Raw genomic sequence first — 21,767 nt, 5'->3', positions numbered from 1 at the left:
GTTGTATCGAATATCTTAAAATTGAGAGTATCTTTTATGTCAAATTTAACTGCGGTGATTTTCGGGGCAACAGGCGGGATTGGTCATGCGATTGCGCATCATTTTGCTGAAAAAGGCTTAAACTTAATTTTGGTTGGGCGTAAGCAAGACACCTTGCAACAACTAGAGCAAAGTCTGGCGCAGCAGTATCCTCAGTTGCAATTACACAGTCTGCGTTGTGATTTAATTGATGCCAGCAGTCGTCATGATTTTATTCAGGCACTTGCCGCATTAAAACAGCCGATTCATTACTATATTAACAATGCAGGCATGAATGATTTTCGTCTGTTTGCGCAGCAATCACAGGATACCATTGAGCAAATGATGTTGGTCAATGTGGCTTATCCGCTGCAACTGATTCAGGATGTGATTCCATATATGTCGGACAGTCAGCCGAGTCAGATCATCAATATTGGCTCGACTTTTGGCAGCATCGGCTATCCTGGCTATGTGAGTTATTGCGCCAGTAAGTTTGCCTTGCGTGGTGCAACTGAAGCGTTGGCGCGAGAGTATTGTCAGACTGCCATTCGTTTTAGATATTTCTCCCCACGCGCGACCAATACCAGTATGAATAATCCCGATGTGATTGAAATGAATATCAAAATGGGTACAAAAGTGGATTCACCTGAATTTGTGGCACAAGAACTGTATCAATTTTTACAAACAGACCGTCAATCCTATCAGGTCGGTTATCCTGAAAAAGTCTTTGTAAAACTTAATCAGTTGATGCCTAGCCGAGTCGCAGCTGCCATTCAAAAAGATTTAGACACCATTTATGAATATGCAGATCAAAGCAAAGCGTCCTTTATTCAGCAAACTTCCGCCTCATAAATGATATTTTTTTCGATAACGCCATAAGGTGGTTCGGCTAATGCCCAAGGCTTGTGCCACCAATTCAGTTTGCCCCTGATATTTTTCCAGTAAATCCTGCAGTGTGTCTTTATCTACTTTATTGTTGGTTTTGATGGGCAGCTCAATAGGTTGTGGCGTTGGGGGAGCTGTGGCGAGTTTCAAACTAGCATGCACAATTTCATCGGGTAAATCGTGTTGATCAATTTCCGTTTTACCTGCTGACATGGTCAATGCATACAGCAAGGTATTCTTTAATTCACGCACGTTGCCCGGCCAGTCGTAATTGATTAATACCTTCAGTGCTTGCTCGGTCAAATGTGGCGTGACCTGAAACTGGGCTTGTTGTTGCAAAATAAATGCTGCAATTTTAGGGATATCTTGTTTACGTTCACGTAGTGGTGGCACAAAAATTGGAATCACCCGTAAACGATAAAGTAAATCTTGGCGAAATCTGCCTAAACGCGCTTCTTCACGTAAAGCGCGATGGGTTGCGGTAATAATTCTGACATTCGATTTAATCGCTTTTTCACCGCCCAAAGGGGTGAATTCGCCCGTTTCTAATACTCGCAATAATTTGGCTTGCAGTTCCAGTGGAATTTCTGCAATTTCATCTAAAAATAAAGTACCACCTGCAGCACGTTCAAACACACCTTTATGCTCACGAATTGCCCCTGTAAATGCACCTTTCACATGCCCAAACAATTCACTTTCTAAAATATTGGCATTTAAAGCCGCGCAGTTAATCGCAATAAAGACTTGTGCATGCCGTTGGCTGCGTGCATGTACTGCTTGCGCCACCAACTCTTTACCACTACCAGATTCACCACGCACCAAAACAGGAAACTCAGTAATCGCTACCCGTTCAATAATGGAATACATATGCTGCATTTGTGGCGAATCACTATGGAAAAACTCCGCCAAACTATTTTGTGCTTGGGCAGATGGGGTGAGTGTTTGTGATGACACTGTTGCAACGCTAGGCTGCAGAAAGAATAAACATCCTGTGAAATCGGCTGTATGGACACGAATATTTAAGCTGTGGTAGTGCCATGCCTTAGCACTATTCGGGAGTTGCAGCAGACCTGTCTGTGGTTGTGATGCTGATTGTGATTGTAGTTTTAATTTCAATAATTGGTTTTTTAATGTTTTACCCGTAGCTGCAGAAACAGAAGCATCTTGTGCATATTCATAAATCCATGTTTGAGCAATGTCGTCATAAACATAGAGCAAACTGTCTGGACAAAGTTGTTGTAAATGAAACAAAAAGCTTTCAAGACTGGCTTGTTGTTCAAAGTCATGTATCGCATTCATGATGTTTCATCTTTTGTTTCATTATTGATTCAATTGAAACACAAAATGCAACAGATGTGAAACATGGAGGATGATCTAAATTAAACAATATCTCTTAATATATTGTATTTTATTAATATATTTAAAAGAGATTAAGTTGGCACTATATTTGCAAAATTAAGAATAACAAAATATAAAACTCAGTATCTATCTCATGATCTTTCATCAATTTTTTGAAGCTGACAGCTCGACCTATACTTACTTATTGGCATCTGAACAAACCCGTGAAGCGGTGCTGATTGACCCTGTAATTTCAGAGGTTGAGCAATATGCTGCTTTTCTAGAACAGCATGATTTGCAATTGGTGTATAGCTTAGATACGCACGTACACGCTGACCATATTACTGCTGCCAACGAACTCAGAACACGTTTTGGTTGTAAAACTGTATTACATCGTAATTCAGGTGTGGTGTGTGGCGATATTTTCATTACCGATGGCAGCGCCATTCGTGTGGGTGAATTGTTGATTGAAGCACGTTATACCCCGGGTCATACCAACGCCTGTACCAGCTATGTGGTCAATGGCATGGTATTCACTGGCGATGCGTTGTTAATTGATGGTTGTGGTCGTACTGACTTTCAGGAAGGCAACCCAGCGACTTTATATGACAGCATTCATCTACAAATTTTTAGCTTACCTGATGACACTTTGGTGTACCCAGGGCATGACTACAAAGGGCGTGTGTCTTCTACCGTTGGGCAGGAAAAACGCAATAACTCGCGTTTAGGACAAGGGCGCACCAAAGCGGAATTTATTACCCTCATGCAGAATTTAAAACTGCCTTATCCAAAACATATTGATGTGGCTTTGCCTGCCAATAAAGTTTGCGGCAAGTAATGCTTGCACAGCACAACACAGTGATGGAATAGGGGAAAATACGCATGTGGATGTTAATCCTAGAAGGCTTGGCGATTGGTACTTTGCTGGGTTTGACAGGGGCAGGGGGCGGTATTCTTGCCGTTCCTGCTCTTATGGCAAGCCAAGGCTGGACTGTGGCGCAGGCTGCACCCGTGGGTTTATTGGCAGTCACTTTGGCAGCTTTGGTTGGCACAGTTGAAGGCTTGTTCAAACGTATTGTGCGTTATCGTGCTGCATTGTGGATTGCCTTAATCAGTATTCCATCTGCACGTTACGGGGTGCATTTGGCAGGTATTGTCCCGCCCATTTGGTTAACACTGGCGTTCAGTCTGGTCATGTTTATTGTGGCGTATCGTATTTTCTTTAATAAAGTCAACGACCAAATTAATCCACCGTGTAAGGTAAACCAAAACACAGGACGCTTAATTTGGAATGTTAAAACGGCGTCTTTGCTTGGTGGTGTTGGTGTAATTGCAGGCTTGCTGACGGGTTTGTTGGGTGTGGGCGGTGGTTTTATTATTGTGCCGTTATTGCGTAAATTTACCGATTTGGATATGCGCAGTATCGTCGCAACCTCTTTGATGATTATTTTCCTGATTGGTGGCGTGAGTATTTCAGCACACGTTTTAGATGGCTTTCAGTACCCAATGGCAGTCACCATCACCTTTGTTCTGGCGTGTATTGTCGGGATGTTACTTGGACGTACTTTGGTACATCGCATGAATAGCAATACTGTACAAAAGGTATTTGCTACAACAGTCATTGGTGTTGCGTTCTACCTCATTTATACAGCGATTATGGCTTAAGTCTAATATTTGGATACTATGTTTTTACTTTGAACTGCAGTATTGTGAATAGGTAACGTATTGTTAAGTGTAAGAAAAAGCACTAGACCTAGACCAAATTAAAGATTAGTTTAGCTGTATAAGATGACAAGGAGCCAAGAATGAAAAAACATTTATTTTGTGTGGGTGTAGAGTTCCGTAAAGCATCCGATGAAACAGGCTCTTATGCGTATTTGACCGCATATTTAGGCGCAGATGACTTACATGAAGCGATTGATCGCGTTCAGAAACAACTGGAGCAAGAAGGCAATAAAGTATTATTTGTGCGTGGTTGCTGGGTTGTCGATGCCGATTGTGATGATGGTTTCTGCCCAACCGAAGAAAGTAATGCTGCCTCTAAAGCAGACCTGCTGTTCAGTGATGAAATCTATTATGGCAAATTGCAGCAATGGTCTATCAACAATGGCTATGAATACTGAGTAAAATGTTGGCTGAATAAGATGCCGATGGGTTCAGTTTACTGACCTGTGAATATTTAAAAAACCGCGTTTGAATGATTTAAGCGCGGTTTTTATATTGAGCTAAAACATCAGTTTCCAGCGCTGAAAACTTTAGAGCCTACTTAAAAGGACGTCCTTCTCCTTGTTCTTCATAAGTCACACCATCTCGAATGTGGTACAAGCGTTTAAAGGTAGGGATGATTTTATCGTCATGTGTGACTACAATAATTGCAGTTTGAAATTTTTCTGCCATTTCGTGTAATAAGCGAATCACGGTCATCGCACGTACACTATCCAATGGTGCAGTGGGTTCATCGGCTAAAATCACAGGCGGTTGATTAATCAAGCCACGTGCAATGGCGACACGCTGTTGTTCACCACCAGACAATTGCCCAGGCATGGCATGTACCCGATGCTGCACATCGAGCGCCGTTAAAATTTCCAATGCGCGGGCGCGGGCAATGTCATTGGCTACGCCTGCTAACATCGGCAGCAGCGCTACATTATCCAAAACATTTAAAAAAGGAATTAAGTACGGGGTTTGGAACATAAAACCAATTTTATCGCGGCGTAAGGCACTTAAGTCTTTGACTAACCAACGTTGATCAAAAATCACCTCATCGCCCAAAGTCATGCGTCCTTCGGTAGGATCAATCACGGCACCTAAACATTTGAGCAAGGTGCTTTTACCCGAACCTGAGGGGCCAATCAGCCCAACCACTTCACCGGGTGCAACCTGCATTTTGACATCTTTTAAGGCATAAAAGGCATTGTCACCTTGTCCAAAACGCTTTTTTAAACCTTCAATTAAAATGCCGTGTGTCATGTTATCCCCCAATTGCTTCGGCAGGGTCAATGCGCAGTGCCATCCGAATTGCAACCAAACTGGCTAACATGCAAATCAGCATCGCCGCAATAAATCCAAAAATAGAATCTTGCGGAACCAATAAGACATATTTCGGGAAATATGGTGCGGCAAAGGTTGAACTGATTTTACCAACAGCAAACCCAATTAATCCAAGCGCGAGTGCTTGTTGCAAGATCATCCAAGCGATTGTGCGATTGCGTGTGCCAATTAATTTTAAGACCGCAATTTCACGAATTTTGTCCATAGTCAGGGTATAAATAATAAATGCCACAATCGCGGCGCTGACCAAGGCCAAAATCACCAAAAACATGGCAATTTGTTTGGCGGATGTGGCAATCATTTTGCTGATTAAAATGTGTTCCATCTGCGGGCGGGTATAGACTGTTAGTTGTTGCCAACGCTGAATATGTGCTGCTGTTTCTTCAGCTGAAGCACCTGCATTTAAACGGACTAAAATAGCATTCACATAACGGTTGCTGCTTTGTGCATTGAGTACGCTTTCAAGCAAGTCAGGATAAGCAGGGCGATTATAAATCGGGTTTTCTGCAGTTCGTCTACGGTCTTGTAAAATGGCAGCATTGTCCTTTTGGAATTGCGCTTGTTGTGCATCTTTCAGCGGAATAAAAATCATCGGATCACCACCCGAAGACACCATACGTCGGGTTAAACCCACCACGGTAAAGGTGTTACGACGGATTTTAATACGATCACCCAACTTTAATCCCGTACTAATGTCGGCTACAGCTTCATAGTGTCCACGAGTCAATTGACGTCCTGCCAACAAGTGTGGTGGCCAACCCAAGTTATTCCAATCATGTTCACCTGTTTGAATCCCGACCACCATCGAGCGAATATCTTTGTCTTGATGATGCACTTGCATGGTCAAATAAGTAATATTTGAAGCATGCGCCACCCCAGGCATATTCATCACACTACGATATAAATCATCACGTACACTTGAAGGTTCTGCATAAGGACCAAGCGTATCTTGCTGTACAACCCATAGGTCAGCACCACTGTTATTCAGCAGGGCTTTGGCATCATCTACCATGCCGCGATACACACCAGCCATAATTAAGGTCACACCAATCAGCAAGCCGAGTCCAAAGCCAGTAAATACAAATTTACCCCATGAATGGAAAATATCACGACCTGCTAGACTAATCATTTAGCTGCTCCTGCAAGTTGCTTCACAACCCGTAAACGGTTTTTGGCATGCAGTGGTTTTTCGCTATACAGTACCACTTGATCATTTTCAGATAAGCCTGCGAGCACTTGCACATCGCCCGCTAAATTTGAACGTCCCAATTGAACTTCAACAAATTGTGGTTTTTCTGCTGCAACTTTCCACACCCCCACTTGGTTATCGATACGGTGAACTGCCGCATTGGGAATGGTTAAACTGCGTGCCAATGGTGCGAGGCTGATGGTGACTTCTGCTAACTCACCCAAAGGCGGAAGAGGCGTTGGTGGTTGATTAAAAACCACCTTGGCTAAAATTTCTTCGGTAATGGCATCGGCACGGGGTTCTACCCATAACACATGACCTGCCAAAGCATTATTTTGCCGTGAACGTAAATGAATTTGAGCAGGTAAACCTGCAGCTAAACCAATCGCACTGGATTGATCGAAACGGGCATTCATCCAAATGGAGTTAGGATCGACAATTTCTAGTACTGTTTGACCTGCCACGACTGTTGAACCCGGTTCTGCATAACGTGCAGTGACGACACCTGCGGCTGTGGCCACTAAATTTAAATTATCGCGCTGTGCTTGTAAGGTGTTTAAGTCTGCGCGTGCTTTATTGAGTTCTTGTTGCATCGCGCTGAGTGCCGCCGTTGCCAAATCGAGCTCTTGTTGTTTAATGGCTAAAGATTCTTGGCTGGTGGCATTGATTTTGGCCAGTTGTTGATAACGCTTGACTTGTTGCTGCGCAAAATTTTGACGGATTTGAGTGTCTTGTTGCTGAGCGGTAATTTTTTGGATTATCGCACGTTGAGCCAATAAACGATCTTCCAAATCGACAGGATCCATTTCGCCTAACAGTTGTCCTGCTTGTACGTTATCGCCAATATCTACTTTTAAGTTTTTTAAGCGACCTGCTGCAGTTGGGCCAATTTTATAGTTATAACGCGCTTCAACGGTAGCTATGCCAAACAGGCTAGGTTGAATGGATTGATATTTGGCTTGCGTGAGGGTGACGTTGACAGGGGCAAATGGGCCTGTGCGTAAGACTACGTAAATTAACAATAAAACCAAAGCTACAATGACCACAATCACGGAAATCGTTCGCTTGCCTAAGGGAAATACCTGCATGTGTACTCCGCATAATTTTTTATCAATTAAGGAGAATATAATCTATTTTGTTATTGTGCGGGAGAGTTATTCGGTTTGGGGGATGAAAGCGAAAAATGTTTGGAGATGAATAAACCGTCCAATAAAAAGGCTTAAATCCTAAAAGTGGATTTGAACCTAGATCGCTTGGTAATACCCCCATTTTTAATTGAATTAATGGGTAGAAAAGAGGGCGTTCAAAATTCTGTCGCTTGCGTTCTTGTTTGGTAATGATTGGATTATCGCCGTGTGAAATATCCTTGATAATTTCTCTCGCTTTTTTTCTTGCACCTGCACCCGATAAATCAGGATATGTACCAATGCCCAACCATGACCATTTGCCATCAGCTTTTTTATATCTGAATAGCCATGCTTTTTTACCATCAGGCTTTACACGGAAATATAAGCCATCGCCGTCTAGCTCCCGATATTCTTTTGATTCAGGCTCTAGGTTAGCTAGTACGGTATCTGATAAAGGTCTACGTTTTATTTCTGTTCTTTTCATGGCTTGTACACCAACGGATTCAATAAATCTTGCAATGTACATGGTGGTGTACACGGCGTATGTACACTGTAGCTAGTTATATTTAGTTATGTTTAGGCAAGAAAAAAGGCTCAATCCCTTTAGAATCAAGCCTTTATCTTTTAAAACTTGGCATGTTCTGCCATGTTTTGTTAGGTATTTGGTGGAGATGGCGGGAGTTGAACCCGCGTCCGCCAACACTACACTCGAGAATACTACATGCTTAGATATCGTCTATTGTTTTAACACTCTAAGACCCGACGAACAGGGTTTAAAGTGCGATCCTCTAAGTTTGGTATAAAGTCCCGAGGCTCAACTCTATACGGACTTGTGTGCGTGCGCTTCAGTCGGGTTCACTGACCACAAGTATTCAGTGAAGCGGACAAGCGGCCCTTAGGCAGCTAGAGCGTAAGATTCGTCGTTTGCGACTATTTTAATGCAAATTTGATTTACGAGAGAAAATGCGCTCTCGGCATGCATCTATGAGCTTCATCATCAGCGTCGAAGCCAATAACATCCCCATATCACAGCGCAATCATAGCATAGCTGGCAAAAATTACGATGTATTTTCTGCACAATTACACATTTCGATGCGCTTAGTTACATAATTGCGCTAATATTTTATTTTTCAAGTCAAACACAATAAAAAATATGAGTTATTTACTAGCACTCGATCAAGGCACAACCTCTAGTCGCGCTATCATCTTCAATGAACACGGACAAGTTCAGGCAACGGCACAACGAGAAACCCATATTCAGACCCCACATTCAGGTTGGGTGGAGCAAGATGCTCAAGAAATCTGGTCAAATCAAATTGCTGTGGTGCAACAGGCTCTGGCGACTGCAGGTATTTTGGCTAAAGACATTCGCGCAATTGGTGTGACCAATCAACGTGAAACCACAGTGGTGTGGGATAAACGCACAGGCAAACCATTAGCGCCTGCAATAATTTGGCAAGATCGTCGTGCGGCTGATTGGTGTCATCACTTGATTCAAAATAATCAGATGCAATTGATTCAGGAAAAAACAGGTCTGCGTATAGATCCGTATTTTAGTGCAGGCAAACTGGTGTGGCTGCTTGAGCATGTCGATGGATTAAAAGCATTGGCACAGCAGGGGCATGTGGCTTTTGGCACCATCGACAGTTGGTTAATCTGGAATTTGACCCAAGGCGCAGAGCATGTCATTGAAGCGAGTAATGCTTCAAGAACGATGCTGATGAATTTACATCACCAAACTTGGGATGAAGAATTGCTGGAATTATTTCAAATTCCCGCATCAGTTTTACCTAAAATTATTGCATCCGACAGCTATATTGCAGATACCGCAACGGGTTTATTGGGGGCGAATATCCCAATTACAGGTATTTTAGGCGATCAGCAGGCGGCGTTGTTTGGGCAATCGTGCTTTGAAGTTGGTACAGCAAAAAATACCTACGGCACAGGCTGTTTTATGTTGTTTAATACAGGCAATCAGGTGCAATATAGCCAAAATAAGTTACTCACTACTTTGGCGTGGCAATGTCAAAATCAAACCCATTTTGCCCTTGAAGGCAGTGTTTTTATGGCAGGTGCTGTAGTGCAATGGCTGCGCGATGGTTTGGGTATTATCCAAAAAAGCAGCGATGTGGAACAACTTGCCAATAGTGTAACTTCTAGCGATGGTGTAGTGCTAGTTCCTGCATTTACAGGGCTTGGTGCGCCACATTGGGACAGTGAAGCGCGAGCGCTTTTATGTGGAATGTCACGTGGCACCAACAAGGCACATATTGCCCGTGCTGCCTTGGAATCCATTGCATTTCAGGTGTCGGATGTACTCACTGCGATGCAATCCGATTTAGATCATCCACTGAAAGAGCTTCGAGTCGATGGTGGTGCTAGTCAAAATGATATGTTGATGCAATTCCAAGCCGATATTTTAAATGTGCCTGTGTTACGTCCTAAAATGTTGGAATCAACCGCTTGGGGAGCAGCAGCTATGGCAGGTTTAAAGGCGGGTGTATTTTCTGACTTATCTGAAATTTCAGCATCTTGGCAGTTAGATTGGGTATTTGAACCCCAAATGAATGAAGCAGAGCGTGCAGAACATTTAGCGCGTTGGCAACAAGCCTTAAAACGTGCTAAGTCAGACTTATAATCAGCGCTATTTCTAAAATAACGCTAAGTTGAAATAAATCTTTAAACCACAAGCCTCATCAGCAAAACTTTTGAGGCTTGTAGCTGTTTTTTCGTTACTTTGATCTTTTAGATTACGCCTTACATTGCCTCACGTTGAGCTTCATCTTCTAGATAACTTTCCAAAGAATCATCTAGTGCATAAAGCCATGGTGTGTGATGCGGTTTAGCCATTTTTCCTGTCATCACTGAGCGATAAACTTTATCTCTAAAGCCCATAATATTTTCTTTTTTATGCTTTTTCCATTGCATGAAAATATCGTGTACTGCATCAATATTGAAAGATGGATAGTCGGTCTGCGCAATCAGGCGTTTGATGTAATCCCCTTGAAAACGTGCAGATTGTTCATCGCTCATTAAGCGTTGTTCTTTTTCATGCAAGGTTTGGGTATGGCTTTGCATTTCGTCTATGCTTGGCAACGCAATTTTGCCCAAAATCACATCGCGGACAAACCATGCCTGCGCATCGAACATATTGAAGGTGTACCATTGATCTTGCATACCCAAATAGAACAAACGTGGATTCTTTTCCCAAACCACACCTTGATATAAACCTAGTGGATAAAGGCAGTTATGCGTTCTGAGGCGCAAGCCATCTTCAATAAACGGGAAGTGGTGTAAATAGCCCGTACATAAAATAATGGCATCAATTTTGGCCGATGTTCCATCACCAAAATAAGCAGTATTTTCATCTACACGCAGTAATTGTGGTTTTTCAGACCAGTTTTTGGGCCACTTAAAGCCCATGGCTTTACTGCGATAGCAACTGTAAATTTGTTTGGCGCCGTATTTATAACATTGCGAACCAATGTCTTCGGCAGAGTAGCTGCTGCCCACCAACAGCACTGATTTACCTTTAAATTCCAGTGCATCACGGAAATCATGCGCGTGTAAAATACGACCATGGAATTGATCAAAGCCTTCATAAACAGGGACACGCGGGGTAGAAAAGTGCCCAGAGGCCACCACAACATAATCAAACTGTTCTGAATAATGACGTTGCTGTGCGTAATCTTCGACATCAACCGTAAATTTTTGCGTCGCATCATCATAATGAATATGCTGAACGGCGGTATTAAAGCGGACTAAGTCTTTCACCTGTGCTTTTTCTGCACGACCTTGAATATAATCCCACAACACTGCGCGTGGCGGATAAGACGCGATTGGTTTTTTGAAGTGTTCATCAAAAGTATAATCGGCAAATTCTAGCGCTTCTTTAGGGCCATTTGACCATAAATAACGGTACATACTGCCGTGGACAGGTTCGCCATGTTCATCTATACCTGTGCGCCAAGTATAGTTCCAGAGTCCACCCCAGTCATTTTGTTTTTCGAAACATACAATTTCAGGAACTTGTAGACCTTTGGCCTTTGCTGACTGAAACGCTCTTAATTGGGCCATGCCGCTTGGGCCAGCGCCAATAATTGCAATTCGATCCATTGCTATCTCCATTAGTTTTTGAGTTCTTAATTACTTCTCCAATTTTGAGTGACACAATTCAGGATTTTAAATATCCGCATTATAAAAATAAGCAAATACAATCCTAAATTTAGAGATCAAGTAGATCTTGTCAAAATAGGATGTGAATTAAAAAAATAGAAAAAATAAAACACACTAAAGACAGTAAAAATTGCTTAAGCAACTCATCTTTATAAAAAAATGTGTTTTACAAGAAGCATGATCTTATCATAATTTTTGATTAATTTTGGTTTTGCTTAGTTGTAAAAGTGAATTTAAAGTCATTGCTGTTGTTGTTTTGGTTTGATCAATTGGTATATTTTATTGATTTTTATAGAGAAAATAAGATGAAAATTTAAAGCTAATTTTTATCTCATTTTGCCCAATATAAAGGTGATTTTGATGAGATTGTTGCAAAATCTACAATGATATACAGAGGATTGAAAACTGAATCTTAGGCAACATTTTCAGAGAGCCATACCCGAAGTGGACTTCTGAAAAATTCAAAGGATGCTGTGATTGATAGGTGTAATGAAAGTTTAGTTTTTATAAGCCATGAAAGCAGTAGCGTATTTATCAAGCTTTATCTAATGATTGAATGTGCTTTGCGTACATTCAATCATTAAAGTTTGTGGCGACTCAGTAATTAAAGTTTACGCCACACCTTATTTTCATCTTCTAAAGAGACAGTAAAGTTAAATTCGTCGTCTACGGTAACCAAGTAGGAGTTAGGATTAACCAATAAAACTTTTAAAATTGTACCTTGCTCGAATTCAATTGGTGCGCAGTTTTCTTTACGTAGAACAATAGGTTCAAGTAGCTCAATAGCAATGTTTTCTGTTGGAGATTCCATACCGCACCCTAAATGAGTTATTTTTAATCAACTGTATTATATAGTAAATTGATGAATAATCTACACAAAATCGTAAATTTGTGTCGGGTTTAAATATTTTGTACTTGAATTGTTGGTCAAAAAATCGCAATAAATTTGCCCAATACTTCATAATTTGACATTTTAAAAATATAAGAAATTGAAATTTGATGTAATTTCTTAGATGAATGGCAAATGAACAGCGCAGTAAAATATAGCCGATTGATGAAATTTACAGTTTTCAGTATAAAAATAAAATTATTGCTGAAAAAACAGCGTATAAAGTATAAAAGTTAAAGTATCCATTCACGCTTTTTTAAGTGGTGAAGGCACTGGGTTTTACATTCCAATTTAAAAAATAAAGGCTTTTTGTCTGCATGTTTAAGTCATTTTTTCCAAATCCAAAGTGGTTTTTTATTTCATTGCTTGTTTGGTTCGCCATTAATCTGGCTTTGTGGTATTCAGGCGGTAGCGCATGGGGCAGTTGGATTGGCTTCCCACAAGGTTATGCCGAAGCAACATTACCCATTGATGTCAGTCGTTTTTGGTCACCTGCATTTTTATGGTTTTATTTCTGGTTTTTTGTATCAACCACTATTTTTGCCACCTTTTGGAAATTTAAATCTAATAACCCGTGGCAGCGTTGGTCGGTATGGGGATCGGCATTCATCCTGTTCAATATTTGGTTTGGGGTACAAGTCAATGTTGTGGTGAATGCTTGGTACAACCCATTTTATGACCTGATTCAAAAAATGCTCAGTAGTGGTGGTGGAGATGTCAATGAGCTCTATACAGGCGTGCTGACCTTTTTATACATCGCCATGGTGGCAGTGACCTTAATGGTTTTGAATTTATTTTTTGTTAGTCACTATGTTTTTCGTTGGCGTACGGCAATGAATAATTATTACACCGCACATTGGGAAAAACTCAGACATATTGAAGGGGCTTCACAGCGTATTCAAGAAGATACCATGCGCTTTGCCAGAACCATGGAAACTTTAGGGGTAAATTTAGTCGAAGCCCTAATGACTTTGTTGGCATTTTTACCTGTGCTGTTTAGTTTGTCTGTGCATGTCAAAGCCCTGCCTATAGTGGGGGAAATTTCGTATGCCTTAGTTTGGGCTGCAGTGGGTTGGGCAGTATTTGGTACAGTGGTGTTAATTGTGGTGGGTGCGAAGTTACCAGGTCTGGAATTTAATAACCAAAAAGTTGAGGCGGCTTATCGTAAAGAATTGGTTTATGGTGAAGATCACGCTGAACGTGCTGATCCGCTGAGTTTAAAAGAACTGTTTAGCAAAGTGCGTTTGAACTATTTCCGTTTATATTTCCACTATGCCTATTTTAACTTGGTACGCATTTGGTACATGCAATTGGACAATATTTATGGTTTATTTGTGTTGTTCCCAAGTATTGCCGCAGGGGCTATTACATTGGGTTTGATGATGCAAATTGCCAACGTATTTGGCAAAGTCCGTGAATCTTTTCAGTATCTGATTGCATCTTGGCCAACCATTATTGAGCTCTTGTCTATCTATAAGCGTTTAAAAGCATTTGAATCGACATTGGATCACTAGTTGTGGTGGCGACATCCATGATTTGTTGTGGATGTCGCGTTCACATGTTCAGAGCCATGATTGCTAAATATAAATAGATCTGAACAGTTGTATAAAAAATAATATGAGTGTTAGTATTCAAAATCATAAAAAACTGTGATGAATTGGATTGTTTTATAAAAATATCAAACGCGATTCAAATAAAGCGATGATTATTTAACTATAAAATCAAGGTGTTAGATTTGTTATTTTCCGCTAATTCATATATTTTCATTCCTATAAAAACAATTGAGAATTGAAACGTGACCTGCAAAAAAATACTTTTGATGGGGGGGGTGGGCAGCCTATTATTTGGTTGTGCAACAGTCGATCAATATAGCCCAAATTCGGTGAAGCATTTTGCATCTGCACAAGAACTGATTGTTCAAAAAAACTTAAATCAGCCCAGTGGTGCTGCTAAAGAATATGTCTATTATTGGGGGCCACAGCGCAAAGATCAGCCTGCTGAATCTATGATTCCACGTAAATATATGGGCAGTTATTGCCAGTCACAACATGGACGCTTAACGCTTGCCTATAAAAGCTCAATGAGTTTAGTCAAAAATGCGTGGTCTAAAAAATTACTCAATACTTATCGAGATGTAAAACAGGGGATTGGGGCATACCGTTGTGTAGGTAATCAGGGCGAAAGTTGGATTGTATCGATTGAGCCAGTGGCGGAGCGACAGTTGGAACAGCGTGGTGAAGCGCGAGTGGTGAGTTTGGTTACTAAAATAATGTCTGAAGATGAAGCGCGACGCTTTTACCGCGCGGTTTCTACACCTGCAAAGGCTGCACCTAAAGCAGCTCAAAGTAATCCAAAAACAACAAATGCAACCAAAGTTGCTGAAGTGAAAGAAAAACCTGAAGAGAAAAAAGAGCCTGTAGTTGCATCATTAAAAACAGCTCCACCACGTGTGGTTGAAACACCACAACAGCAACAGACACGTTTATATGTCGCTGCGCGTCGTGATTTAAATAGTGGGCGTAATCAGATTAATGCCTGTAATAATGCACAACGTGCTTATAACTATGGCAAGTTACAGGGCGCAGAGGGTACACGTATTTATACAGAATCTGGTATGTTGGTGGCACGTTGTTTAACGGGTGTTTCGAGTTATCGGAGTCGTTTTCCAAATTCAGATGCACAGGCAAAACGTATTTTGCAGAATTTAGCCAATAATTATAATCATGCAGGGGCTAAGAATATGTTAAGAGGCATGAAGTGAGGGTAACTCTCACTTGCAAAGCCAACTTTTAATTTTAAATTTTTAATTTTATGTAAATTTGTTTATGTCCACTATCAAAAATACGTTCGTCATAGTCAAAAATATTTGTATGACTTTTAATCAAATCAACAACTTTTTTAAAGCCATAGTTTCTGGGATCAAAGTCATTTTGTAAAAGTTTCCATTGCGATGTGAATGAAGAAGCAGGAATCCATTCAGTATCATGATTGTCAAAAATTTGTTTAATAATATGTAGTGGTAGTTTCTGCGCTGAAGTGGTGTTGTTTAAGACTTCAGTTTTACTAGAGGGTTGAGGATGCTGTTCTTTCTTCGTTTCAATCAAAGGGAGTTCTTTAATTTGAGGTTCTTCATATCCACTTAGGTTCTCGACATAGGTGAAGTGAGAACAAGCATTTCGGAAGGCTTCGGGCGTTTGTTTCTTGCCAAATCCATAAACGGTGGCCCCTTGCTCTTTAATGCGTATTGCTAAGGCTGTAAAGTCACTGTCACTTGATACAAGGCAGAAGCCATCAAAACGGTCTGTATAAAGTAAATCCATTGCATCAATAATCATAAAACCATCGGTTGCATTTTTACCTGTTGTATAAGCAAATTGCTGCATAGGTTTAATCGCTAAATTATTAATAGCTTGCTTCCAACTACCATTTTGACTGACAAAGTTACCATAAATACGTTTTACCGTTGCCTCACCGTATTGAGTGATCTCATTTAAAATATTTTCAATATCTTTTGCAGAAGCATTATCTGCATCAATTAATACTGCTAATTTTGCTGTTTTTTCTTCTGAAACATTAAAGATCGTTTTTAAAACCATTATTTTCTCTAAAAATAAAACCCTACACAAGGTAGGGTCTTTATCTCATAAAAACAAAGAATTAGTCAATTAATCAACCAATCATATTCTTCATCAATTTATTCACCTGTGTAGGGGAATCCGACAAACTTAATCTTTGGCTTTCCATGAGTACTTTATAGGGTTACTAGCCCCTTTTTTTCTGAACTTTTCAGGAATTCTTTTGCCTAAATACTTGGTCTGAAATTCTGGAGGTGCATTTTTCCCAGTGAACCCATATCTTTTTGAGCGTGTTTCGTGATTATAGACATCCTCACCCAACAGCATAAAGTTCGGGAAGTTTTCTTGTGTGGCTTCTAACCATTGTTCAGCCACAAATACGCCTTTGATCACACCTTGTACCGTGGCTAAAATTATTTTTGCTTTATTGGCTTCTGAAGGAGTAAGTTTCCATGCAAATCTAACTGCATCATATACGCCACGTTCTAAAGCAGTTCTATTAATTGAAATCAATAGAGCATCATCTGTAATTTCTACGGTTTCAGTTTGATATGCTGTAACAATTTCATGAATATTAGCTACTCCATATTCATTACTACCTTTGCCATTCATAATATTTGTTAGACCTGAATAAGCATCAATTAATGAAGCCTCAACAACTTCAGCCATATTTTTGCTTTCTAAAGCATGGCGATGAATAATATGGATAACATCTAAACCCGATAATTGAATATCTCTGATCTGTTTCATTTTTAAACTAAGAAGATCTTCTTCTGCATCTTTATCAGTTAGTAGCCCATTTACATGATCAAATATACGATTGTTAAGTCCACGACCGATGTAAAAGGTCGAACCATCTCTTGGATCGACTAATCGATAAACATACCATTTAAGATTTTCACAGACTTCTGGACTGAATTTTTCTATTTTCATTTTATTAACCGTAAAAAAACCCTACATAATGTAGGGTTTTTATCTCATAAAAACAACGAATTAGTCAATTAATCAACCAATTAATTTCTTCATCAACTCATTTACTTGTGCAGGGTTGGCTTTGCCTTTCGCAGCTTTCATTACCTGACCAACAAGACCGTTAAAGGCTTTCTCTTTACCAGATTTATACTCTTCAACCATCTTCTCGTTCGCAGCAAGTACGTCTTTAATAATTGCTTCAATTGCGCCTGTATCTGTTTCCTGCTTTAAGCCTTTTTCAGCAATGATTTCATCCGCAGATTTGCCTTCTTCCCACATAAAGCCGAATACTTGCTTCGCGATCTTACCGTTAATTGTGTTGTCCACAATACGCGCGATCATACCGCCAAGTTTTTCCGCAGATACAGGAGAATCAGCCAAATCTAAGCCTGCTTTGTTCAAAGCACCTGAGAATTCACCCATTACCCAGTTTGCTGCAATTTTACCGTGTGCCGCACCACCTGCTGCAGCAACCACAGCTTCGTAAAATTCAGACATTTCACGAGTAAGCGTTAAAACGTGAGCATCGTATTCAGTCACAGCAAAGTCTGCTACAAAACGTGCACGACGTGCCGCAGGCAATTCAGGCATAGTGGCTTTAATTGCTTCAATTTGCGCATCTGGAATAACCACAGGCAACAAATCTGGATCAGGGAAGTAGCGGTAATCGTTCGCTTCTTCCTTCGAACGCATTGAACGCGTTTCCATCTTCACAGGGTCAAACAAACGTGTTTCCTGATCAATGGTGCCATCCCATTCCAAGATTTCCATTTGACGTTCAATTTCAACATTGATTGCCTGTTCAATGAAACGGAATGAGTTCAGGTTTTTCAATTCACAACGTGTACCGAAAGGTTGTCCCGGACGGCGTAATGACACGTTACAGTCGGCACGGAATGAACCTTCAGCCATGTTACCGTCAGAAATACCTAACCAACGTACCAGTGTATGAATCGCTTTAATATAAGCTACGGCTTCTTCAACCGAACGCATATCGGGTTCAGATACAATTTCAAGCAAAGGCGTACCTGCACGGTTGAGGTCAATACCTGACATGCCTTCAAATTGATCATGAATCGACTTACCCGCATCTTCTTCAAGGTGTGCACGGGTTACGCCAATGCGTTTGGTCGTGCCATCTTCAAGTTGGATGTCGATATGACCCAAACCGACAATGGGGTTGTCCATCTGGCTAATTTGGTAGCCTTTAGGCGAGTCAGGGTAGAAGTAGTTTTTACGCGCAAACACAGACGCTTGGTCGATGTAGGCATCAATACCCAAACCAAAACGGATTGCCAAATCCACCACTTCTTTATTCAGCACAGGCAAGACGCCCGGCATAGCTAAATCAACAAGGCTGGCTTGCGTATTTGGGTCTTGACCAAATTCGGTTGATGAACCTGAGAAAATTTTAGAATTGGTTGCAAGCTGAGTATGAATCTCAATACCAATCACGACTTCCCAACCATCAATCAGGTTTGATTTTGGTTTAGCAGTATTCTTCGCCATTATGCGTTCTCCTCAGCAATTGCAGCGCGTTGAGTATGCCAATCGGTCGCTTGTTGATACTGATGTACCACAGATAACAGTTGTGATTCAGACCAGTAATTGCCAATCAATTGTAAACCTACAGGCAAGTGATCTTGGTCAAAACCAACAGGCGCACTAATTGCAGGTAAGCCCGCTAAGTTCACCGCGATGGTGTAAATATCACCCAAATACATTTCAACAGGGTCTAAAGACGCGCCAATTTTGTAGGCAGTTGTTGGTGCAGTTGGTGCTGCAATCACATCGACCTGTTCAAAGGCTTTTAAGAAGTCTTGCTGAATTAAACGACGGACTTTTTGTGCTTTCACGTAGTAAGCATCGTAATAACCCGCAGAAAGAGCATACGTACCAATCAAGATACGACGTTGCACTTCTGCACCAAAACCTTCAGAACGCGAGCGTTTGTAGAGGTCTAAAATATCTTGAGGATTTTCTGCACGGTAGCCATAACGCACACCATCGTAACGAGAAAGGTTAGATGATGCTTCTGCAGGGGCAATCAGATAGTAAGTTGGCACGTAGCTTTCAGTCATGTTGAGATCAATCTCAACCAATACTGCGCCCAATTCTTCTAATTTTTTTAGTGATTCTTCAACACGTGCTTTCACCGCAGCATCTAAACCAGCCACATTGAAGTATTGTTTCGGAATACCAATGCGTAAGCCTTTGAGCGTTGTTGCATTCAGGTTCGCCACATAATCTTCAACCGCTTTATCCATAGAGGTTGAGTCTTTGGCGTCATGACCAGCCATTACATTCATTAAATATGCGCAGTCTTCTGCAGAGCGTGCCATTGGGCCTGCCTGATCTAAAGATGATGCATAAGCGATGATGCCGTAACGTGAAACACGTCCGTAAGTTGGTTTGAGACCAGTCAAACCACAGAAAGACGCAGGCTGACGGATTGAACCACCTGTATCTGTACCTGTAGCAAATGGTGCAAGGTCAGCCGCCACGACAGCAGCAGAACCACCTGACGAACCACCCGGTACATGGTCAAGTGCCCATGGGTTTTTGGTCGCGCCATAGAACGAACTTTCAGAGGTTGAACCCATTGCGAATTCGTCCATGTTCACTTTACCCAAAGTGACCAAACCTGAATTTTTACCTTGTGCCACCACAGTTGCGTCATAAGGCGAGATAAAATTGTCCAGCATTTTTGAACCCGCAGAGGTTTTAATGCCTTGGGTACAAAAAATATCTTTATGTGCAACAGGAATACCTGTCAGTGCTGTCGCTTGACCCGCCTGACGTAATGCATCGGCTGCATCCGCCTGTGCCAGTGCTACTTCATTGGTCACGGTGACATAAGAGCGCACTTGCGGATCAATTTTGGCAATACGTTTTAAATAATGTTCTGTTAGTTCGCGAGAGGAGAATTTGGCTGCCGCTAAACCCTCAGAGATTTCACGAATCGATAAGCGATGTAAATCTGTCATGAGAAAAATTCTTTTACCTTTTTATGAAGTCAAAATGTAACAGCCGAATAAATTATTCAATCACACGTGGAACAAGGTACAAGCCATCCTGAACTGCAGGGGCAACAGCTTGATATTGCTCACGATGATTCTGTTCGGTTACGACGTCTTCACGTAATGGTTGAGGGTGGTCAAATGGGCTTTTTAAAGGCTCAACGTCATCGGTATTTATGCCTTTTAAGCTTTCCATCATGCCTAAAATTTTATTTAGACTTTGAGCATACTCAGCAGATTGCGTATCATTGAGTTTAAGACGAGCAAGATGGGCAATTGCTGAAACTGTTTGTGCATTTAAATCTGCAGAATGCTGAGCATCCGAGGTAGACATAACATCACCTAAAATCAGTATTAATAAAAAATTTCAAAATATCGTGCGTTATAATAAGCGATTGACTTGTTCAACGCACCACATTTAGTTAAAGTTGCCAACTTGCGTCCACATAAAGTTTAATCGAGAACGACTCCGTGATTCTAAAACGACTAATTGGCTTGTTTTCGCCAGACCTAGCCATTGATTTAGGTACAGCAAATACACTTATTTATGCGCCAGGACGAGGCATTATATTAAATGAACCGACAGTTGTGGCAATTCGTCACAGCGGTTCACAGAAAATTGTTGCCGCAGTCGGTCTTGATGCCAAACAAATGTTGGGTCGTACCCCTGCAAACATTTCTGCAATTCGCCCAATGAAAGATGGTGTCATCGCTGATTTTGAAGTGACTGAAACCATGCTGAACCAATTTATTGGTAAAGTGCATGAAAAGCGCTTATTCCCACCTGCACCACGTGTAGTGGTGTGTGTGCCATGTAAATCTACCTTGGTAGAACGCCGTGCCATTCGTGAAGCGGTATTCAATGCGGGTGCTCGTGATGTCCGCCTGATTGAAGAACCGATGGCCGCTGCAATTGGTGCGGGTATGCCAGTTGAGCAAGCTTGTGGTTCTATGGTGGTCGATGTTGGCGGTGGTACAACAGAAATCGCCATTATTTCATTACAGGGTTGCGTGTATTCAGATTCATTGCGTATTGGTGGCGATGTGTTTGATGAGCAAATCATTAACTATGTGCGTAAGGCGCATGGCTGTGTGATTGGTGAAACCACAGCAGAAACCATTAAAAAAGAAGTGGGCATGGCATTGCCAGATGAAGGTGCTAAACCACTGGAAATTGAAGTTCGTGGTCGTAACTTGGCTGAAGGTGTGCCGCGTGCCATTACGGTTACTTCAGATGAAATCACCCAAGCGATTTCTGATCCGCTACAAAGCATTGTTGCCGCAGTGAAATCTGCATTGGAACAAACGCCTCCTGAATTGTCTTCAGATATTGCAGAGCGTGGTATTGTGTTGACAGGTGGTGGTGCGTTGTTACGTAACCTAGATAAGCTATTGGCACAAGAAACAGGTCTACCTGTGGTTGTGGCAGAAGAACCATTAACTTGCGTGACCCGTGGCGGTGGCAAGGTCTTGGAATTCTTTGATAATCCAAACCACGATATGTTATTTGTTGGCTAAACATAGGAT

19 protein-coding genes, 1 other RNA gene and 1 pseudogene are annotated in these 21,767 nt (G+C 41.3%); 8 read left to right on the top strand and 13 right to left on the bottom strand.

The window, feature by feature from the left end; genetic code table 11:
- Window positions 1-36 precede the first annotated feature (36 nt).
- On the top strand, window positions 37-870 hold the full coding sequence (locus FTT74_RS04110; protein WP_096902277.1) for an SDR family oxidoreductase: 834 nt from the start codon (window positions 37-39) through the stop codon (window positions 868-870).
- Here FTT74_RS04110 and FTT74_RS04105 read toward each other — a convergent pair.
- Entirely contained in the window at window positions 865-2,202 is a 1,338-nt protein-coding gene (locus FTT74_RS04105) for a sigma-54-dependent Fis family transcriptional regulator (protein ID WP_154320425.1), read from the bottom strand. The two genes, FTT74_RS04110 and FTT74_RS04105, sit on opposite strands and share 6 nt — an antisense overlap.
- A 193-nt stretch (window positions 2,203-2,395) precedes the next feature.
- Between FTT74_RS04105 and FTT74_RS04100 the strand changes: the two genes are divergently transcribed.
- The 3 genes from FTT74_RS04100 (at window position 2,396) to FTT74_RS04090 (ending at window position 4,364) form a co-directional block, all read left to right on the top strand.
- Complete coding sequence (locus FTT74_RS04100) at window positions 2,396-3,079, top strand: MBL fold metallo-hydrolase (RefSeq protein ID WP_096902279.1); 684 nt, start codon at window positions 2,396-2,398, stop codon at window positions 3,077-3,079.
- Window positions 3,080-3,123: 44 nt separating this feature from the next.
- Complete coding sequence (locus FTT74_RS04095; RefSeq protein WP_154320426.1) at window positions 3,124-3,906, top strand: sulfite exporter TauE/SafE family protein; 783 nt, start codon at window positions 3,124-3,126, stop codon at window positions 3,904-3,906.
- Between the two features lie 140 nt (window positions 3,907-4,046).
- The gene (locus FTT74_RS04090; protein ID WP_104852389.1) at window positions 4,047-4,364 is read left to right on the top strand and encodes a hypothetical protein; all 318 of its coding nucleotides are present in this window, start codon (window positions 4,047-4,049) and stop codon (window positions 4,362-4,364) included.
- A gap of 139 nt (window positions 4,365-4,503) precedes the next feature.
- On the opposite strand, the gene FTT74_RS04085 is transcribed toward FTT74_RS04090, so the two are convergent.
- The 5 genes and pseudogenes from FTT74_RS04085 to ssrA form a co-directional block, all read right to left on the bottom strand.
- Window positions 4,504-5,211 carry an ABC transporter ATP-binding protein gene (locus tag FTT74_RS04085; RefSeq protein WP_096902281.1) on the bottom strand — a complete coding sequence of 236 codons (708 nt, stop codon included), beginning with the start codon at window positions 5,209-5,211 and terminating at the stop codon, window positions 4,504-4,506.
- A gap of 1 nt (window position 5,212) precedes the next feature.
- The gene (locus tag FTT74_RS04080) at window positions 5,213-6,421 is read right to left on the bottom strand and encodes an ABC transporter permease (RefSeq protein ID WP_179988607.1); all 1,209 of its coding nucleotides are present in this window, start codon (window positions 6,419-6,421) and stop codon (window positions 5,213-5,215) included.
- The gene (locus FTT74_RS04075) at window positions 6,418-7,569 is read right to left on the bottom strand and encodes an efflux RND transporter periplasmic adaptor subunit (RefSeq protein WP_019383618.1); all 1,152 of its coding nucleotides are present in this window, start codon (window positions 7,567-7,569) and stop codon (window positions 6,418-6,420) included. The genes FTT74_RS04080 and FTT74_RS04075 overlap by 4 nt, the downstream gene beginning before the upstream one ends.
- A 211-nt stretch (window positions 7,570-7,780) precedes the next feature.
- Window positions 7,781-8,092: pseudogene (locus FTT74_RS04070) on the bottom strand (Arm DNA-binding domain-containing protein); the annotation flags it as partial.
- A 179-nt stretch (window positions 8,093-8,271) separates the two neighbouring features.
- Window positions 8,272-8,631: a transfer-messenger RNA gene (gene ssrA, locus FTT74_RS04065) on the bottom strand.
- 130 nt (window positions 8,632-8,761) lie between these two features.
- Here ssrA and glpK point away from each other — a divergent pair.
- Window positions 8,762-10,246 carry a glycerol kinase GlpK gene (gene glpK / locus FTT74_RS04060; RefSeq protein ID WP_179988606.1) on the top strand — a complete coding sequence of 495 codons (1,485 nt, stop codon included), beginning with the start codon at window positions 8,762-8,764 and terminating at the stop codon, window positions 10,244-10,246.
- A 119-nt stretch (window positions 10,247-10,365) separates the two neighbouring features.
- Here glpK and FTT74_RS04055 read toward each other — a convergent pair whose 3' ends face one another.
- A complete protein-coding gene (locus tag FTT74_RS04055) occupies window positions 10,366-11,724 on the bottom strand; it encodes an NAD(P)-binding domain-containing protein (protein WP_104852384.1) in 1,359 nt (452 codons plus the stop codon).
- Window positions 11,725-12,388: 664 nt separating this feature from the next.
- Window positions 12,389-12,595 (bottom strand): hypothetical protein, encoded by a 207-nt coding sequence (locus FTT74_RS04050; protein WP_004975391.1) that lies wholly within the window; start codon window positions 12,593-12,595, stop codon window positions 12,389-12,391.
- A 395-nt stretch (window positions 12,596-12,990) separates the two neighbouring features.
- Between FTT74_RS04050 and sbmA the strand changes: the two genes are divergently transcribed.
- Together sbmA and FTT74_RS04040 are read left to right on the top strand one after the other, a co-directional pair.
- Window positions 12,991-14,187 (top strand): peptide antibiotic transporter SbmA, encoded by a 1,197-nt coding sequence (gene sbmA, locus FTT74_RS04045; RefSeq protein WP_154320430.1) that lies wholly within the window; start codon window positions 12,991-12,993, stop codon window positions 14,185-14,187.
- 305 nt (window positions 14,188-14,492) lie between these two features.
- Entirely contained in the window at window positions 14,493-15,434 is a 942-nt protein-coding gene (locus FTT74_RS04040) for a hypothetical protein (protein ID WP_179988615.1), read from the top strand.
- Window positions 15,435-15,468: 34 nt separating this feature from the next.
- Here FTT74_RS04040 and FTT74_RS04035 read toward each other — a convergent pair whose 3' ends face one another.
- The 5 genes from FTT74_RS04035 to gatC form a co-directional block, all read right to left on the bottom strand.
- Window positions 15,469-16,269 (bottom strand): NYN domain-containing protein, encoded by an 801-nt coding sequence (locus FTT74_RS04035; protein ID WP_019838361.1) that lies wholly within the window; start codon window positions 16,267-16,269, stop codon window positions 15,469-15,471.
- A 129-nt stretch (window positions 16,270-16,398) separates the two neighbouring features.
- The gene (locus FTT74_RS04030; RefSeq protein WP_019838362.1) at window positions 16,399-17,181 is read right to left on the bottom strand and encodes a hypothetical protein; all 783 of its coding nucleotides are present in this window, start codon (window positions 17,179-17,181) and stop codon (window positions 16,399-16,401) included.
- A gap of 72 nt (window positions 17,182-17,253) precedes the next feature.
- The gene (gatB, locus tag FTT74_RS04025) at window positions 17,254-18,729 is read right to left on the bottom strand and encodes an Asp-tRNA(Asn)/Glu-tRNA(Gln) amidotransferase subunit GatB (RefSeq protein WP_179988605.1); all 1,476 of its coding nucleotides are present in this window, start codon (window positions 18,727-18,729) and stop codon (window positions 17,254-17,256) included.
- Window positions 18,729-20,207 (bottom strand): Asp-tRNA(Asn)/Glu-tRNA(Gln) amidotransferase subunit GatA, encoded by a 1,479-nt coding sequence (gene gatA, locus FTT74_RS04020; RefSeq protein ID WP_179988604.1) that lies wholly within the window; start codon window positions 20,205-20,207, stop codon window positions 18,729-18,731. The genes gatB and gatA overlap by 1 nt, the downstream gene beginning before the upstream one ends.
- Window positions 20,208-20,259: 52 nt before the next feature.
- Entirely contained in the window at window positions 20,260-20,574 is a 315-nt protein-coding gene (gene gatC / locus FTT74_RS04015) for an Asp-tRNA(Asn)/Glu-tRNA(Gln) amidotransferase subunit GatC (RefSeq protein WP_004975405.1), read from the bottom strand.
- A 137-nt stretch (window positions 20,575-20,711) separates the two neighbouring features.
- On the opposite strand from gatC, the gene FTT74_RS04010 reads away from it, so the two are divergent.
- Complete coding sequence (locus FTT74_RS04010) at window positions 20,712-21,758, top strand: rod shape-determining protein (RefSeq protein WP_096901763.1); 1,047 nt, start codon at window positions 20,712-20,714, stop codon at window positions 21,756-21,758.
- The last annotated feature ends 9 nt before the right edge of the window (window positions 21,759-21,767 follow it).

It is taken from the genome of Acinetobacter sp. YH01007, assembly GCF_013420425.1.
GTDB lineage: Bacteria > Pseudomonadota > Gammaproteobacteria > Pseudomonadales > Moraxellaceae > Acinetobacter > Acinetobacter towneri.
This window is presented reverse-complemented; position numbering and strand designations above follow the sequence as displayed.

Excerpts from the sequence above, each read along its gene's own strand:
- FTT74_RS04110 (WP_096902277.1), top strand. The coding sequence starts at position 37 with ATGTCAAATTTAACTGCGGTGATTTTCGGGGCAACAGGCGGGATTGGT.
- FTT74_RS04105 (WP_154320425.1), bottom strand. The coding sequence starts at position 2,202 with ATGAATGCGATACATGACTTTGAACAACAAGCCAGTCTTGAAAGCTTT.
- FTT74_RS04100 (WP_096902279.1), top strand. The coding sequence starts at position 2,396 with ATGATCTTTCATCAATTTTTTGAAGCTGACAGCTCGACCTATACTTAC.
- FTT74_RS04095 (WP_154320426.1), top strand. The coding sequence starts at position 3,124 with ATGTGGATGTTAATCCTAGAAGGCTTGGCGATTGGTACTTTGCTGGGT.
- FTT74_RS04090 (WP_104852389.1), top strand. The coding sequence starts at position 4,047 with ATGAAAAAACATTTATTTTGTGTGGGTGTAGAGTTCCGTAAAGCATCC.
- FTT74_RS04085 (WP_096902281.1), bottom strand. The coding sequence starts at position 5,211 with ATGACACACGGCATTTTAATTGAAGGTTTAAAAAAGCGTTTTGGACAA.
- FTT74_RS04080 (WP_179988607.1), bottom strand. The coding sequence starts at position 6,421 with ATGATTAGTCTAGCAGGTCGTGATATTTTCCATTCATGGGGTAAATTT.
- FTT74_RS04075 (WP_019383618.1), bottom strand. The coding sequence starts at position 7,569 with ATGCAGGTATTTCCCTTAGGCAAGCGAACGATTTCCGTGATTGTGGTC.
- glpK (WP_179988606.1), top strand. The coding sequence starts at position 8,762 with ATGAGTTATTTACTAGCACTCGATCAAGGCACAACCTCTAGTCGCGCT.
- FTT74_RS04055 (WP_104852384.1), bottom strand. The coding sequence starts at position 11,724 with ATGGATCGAATTGCAATTATTGGCGCTGGCCCAAGCGGCATGGCCCAA.
- FTT74_RS04050 (WP_004975391.1), bottom strand. The coding sequence starts at position 12,595 with ATGGAATCTCCAACAGAAAACATTGCTATTGAGCTACTTGAACCTATT.
- sbmA (WP_154320430.1), top strand. The coding sequence starts at position 12,991 with ATGTTTAAGTCATTTTTTCCAAATCCAAAGTGGTTTTTTATTTCATTG.
- FTT74_RS04040 (WP_179988615.1), top strand. The coding sequence starts at position 14,493 with ATGGGGGGGGTGGGCAGCCTATTATTTGGTTGTGCAACAGTCGATCAA.
- FTT74_RS04035 (WP_019838361.1), bottom strand. The coding sequence starts at position 16,269 with ATGGTTTTAAAAACGATCTTTAATGTTTCAGAAGAAAAAACAGCAAAA.
- FTT74_RS04030 (WP_019838362.1), bottom strand. The coding sequence starts at position 17,181 with ATGAAAATAGAAAAATTCAGTCCAGAAGTCTGTGAAAATCTTAAATGG.
- gatB (WP_179988605.1), bottom strand. The coding sequence starts at position 18,729 with ATGGCGAAGAATACTGCTAAACCAAAATCAAACCTGATTGATGGTTGG.
- gatA (WP_179988604.1), bottom strand. The coding sequence starts at position 20,207 with ATGACAGATTTACATCGCTTATCGATTCGTGAAATCTCTGAGGGTTTA.
- gatC (WP_004975405.1), bottom strand. The coding sequence starts at position 20,574 with ATGTCTACCTCGGATGCTCAGCATTCTGCAGATTTAAATGCACAAACA.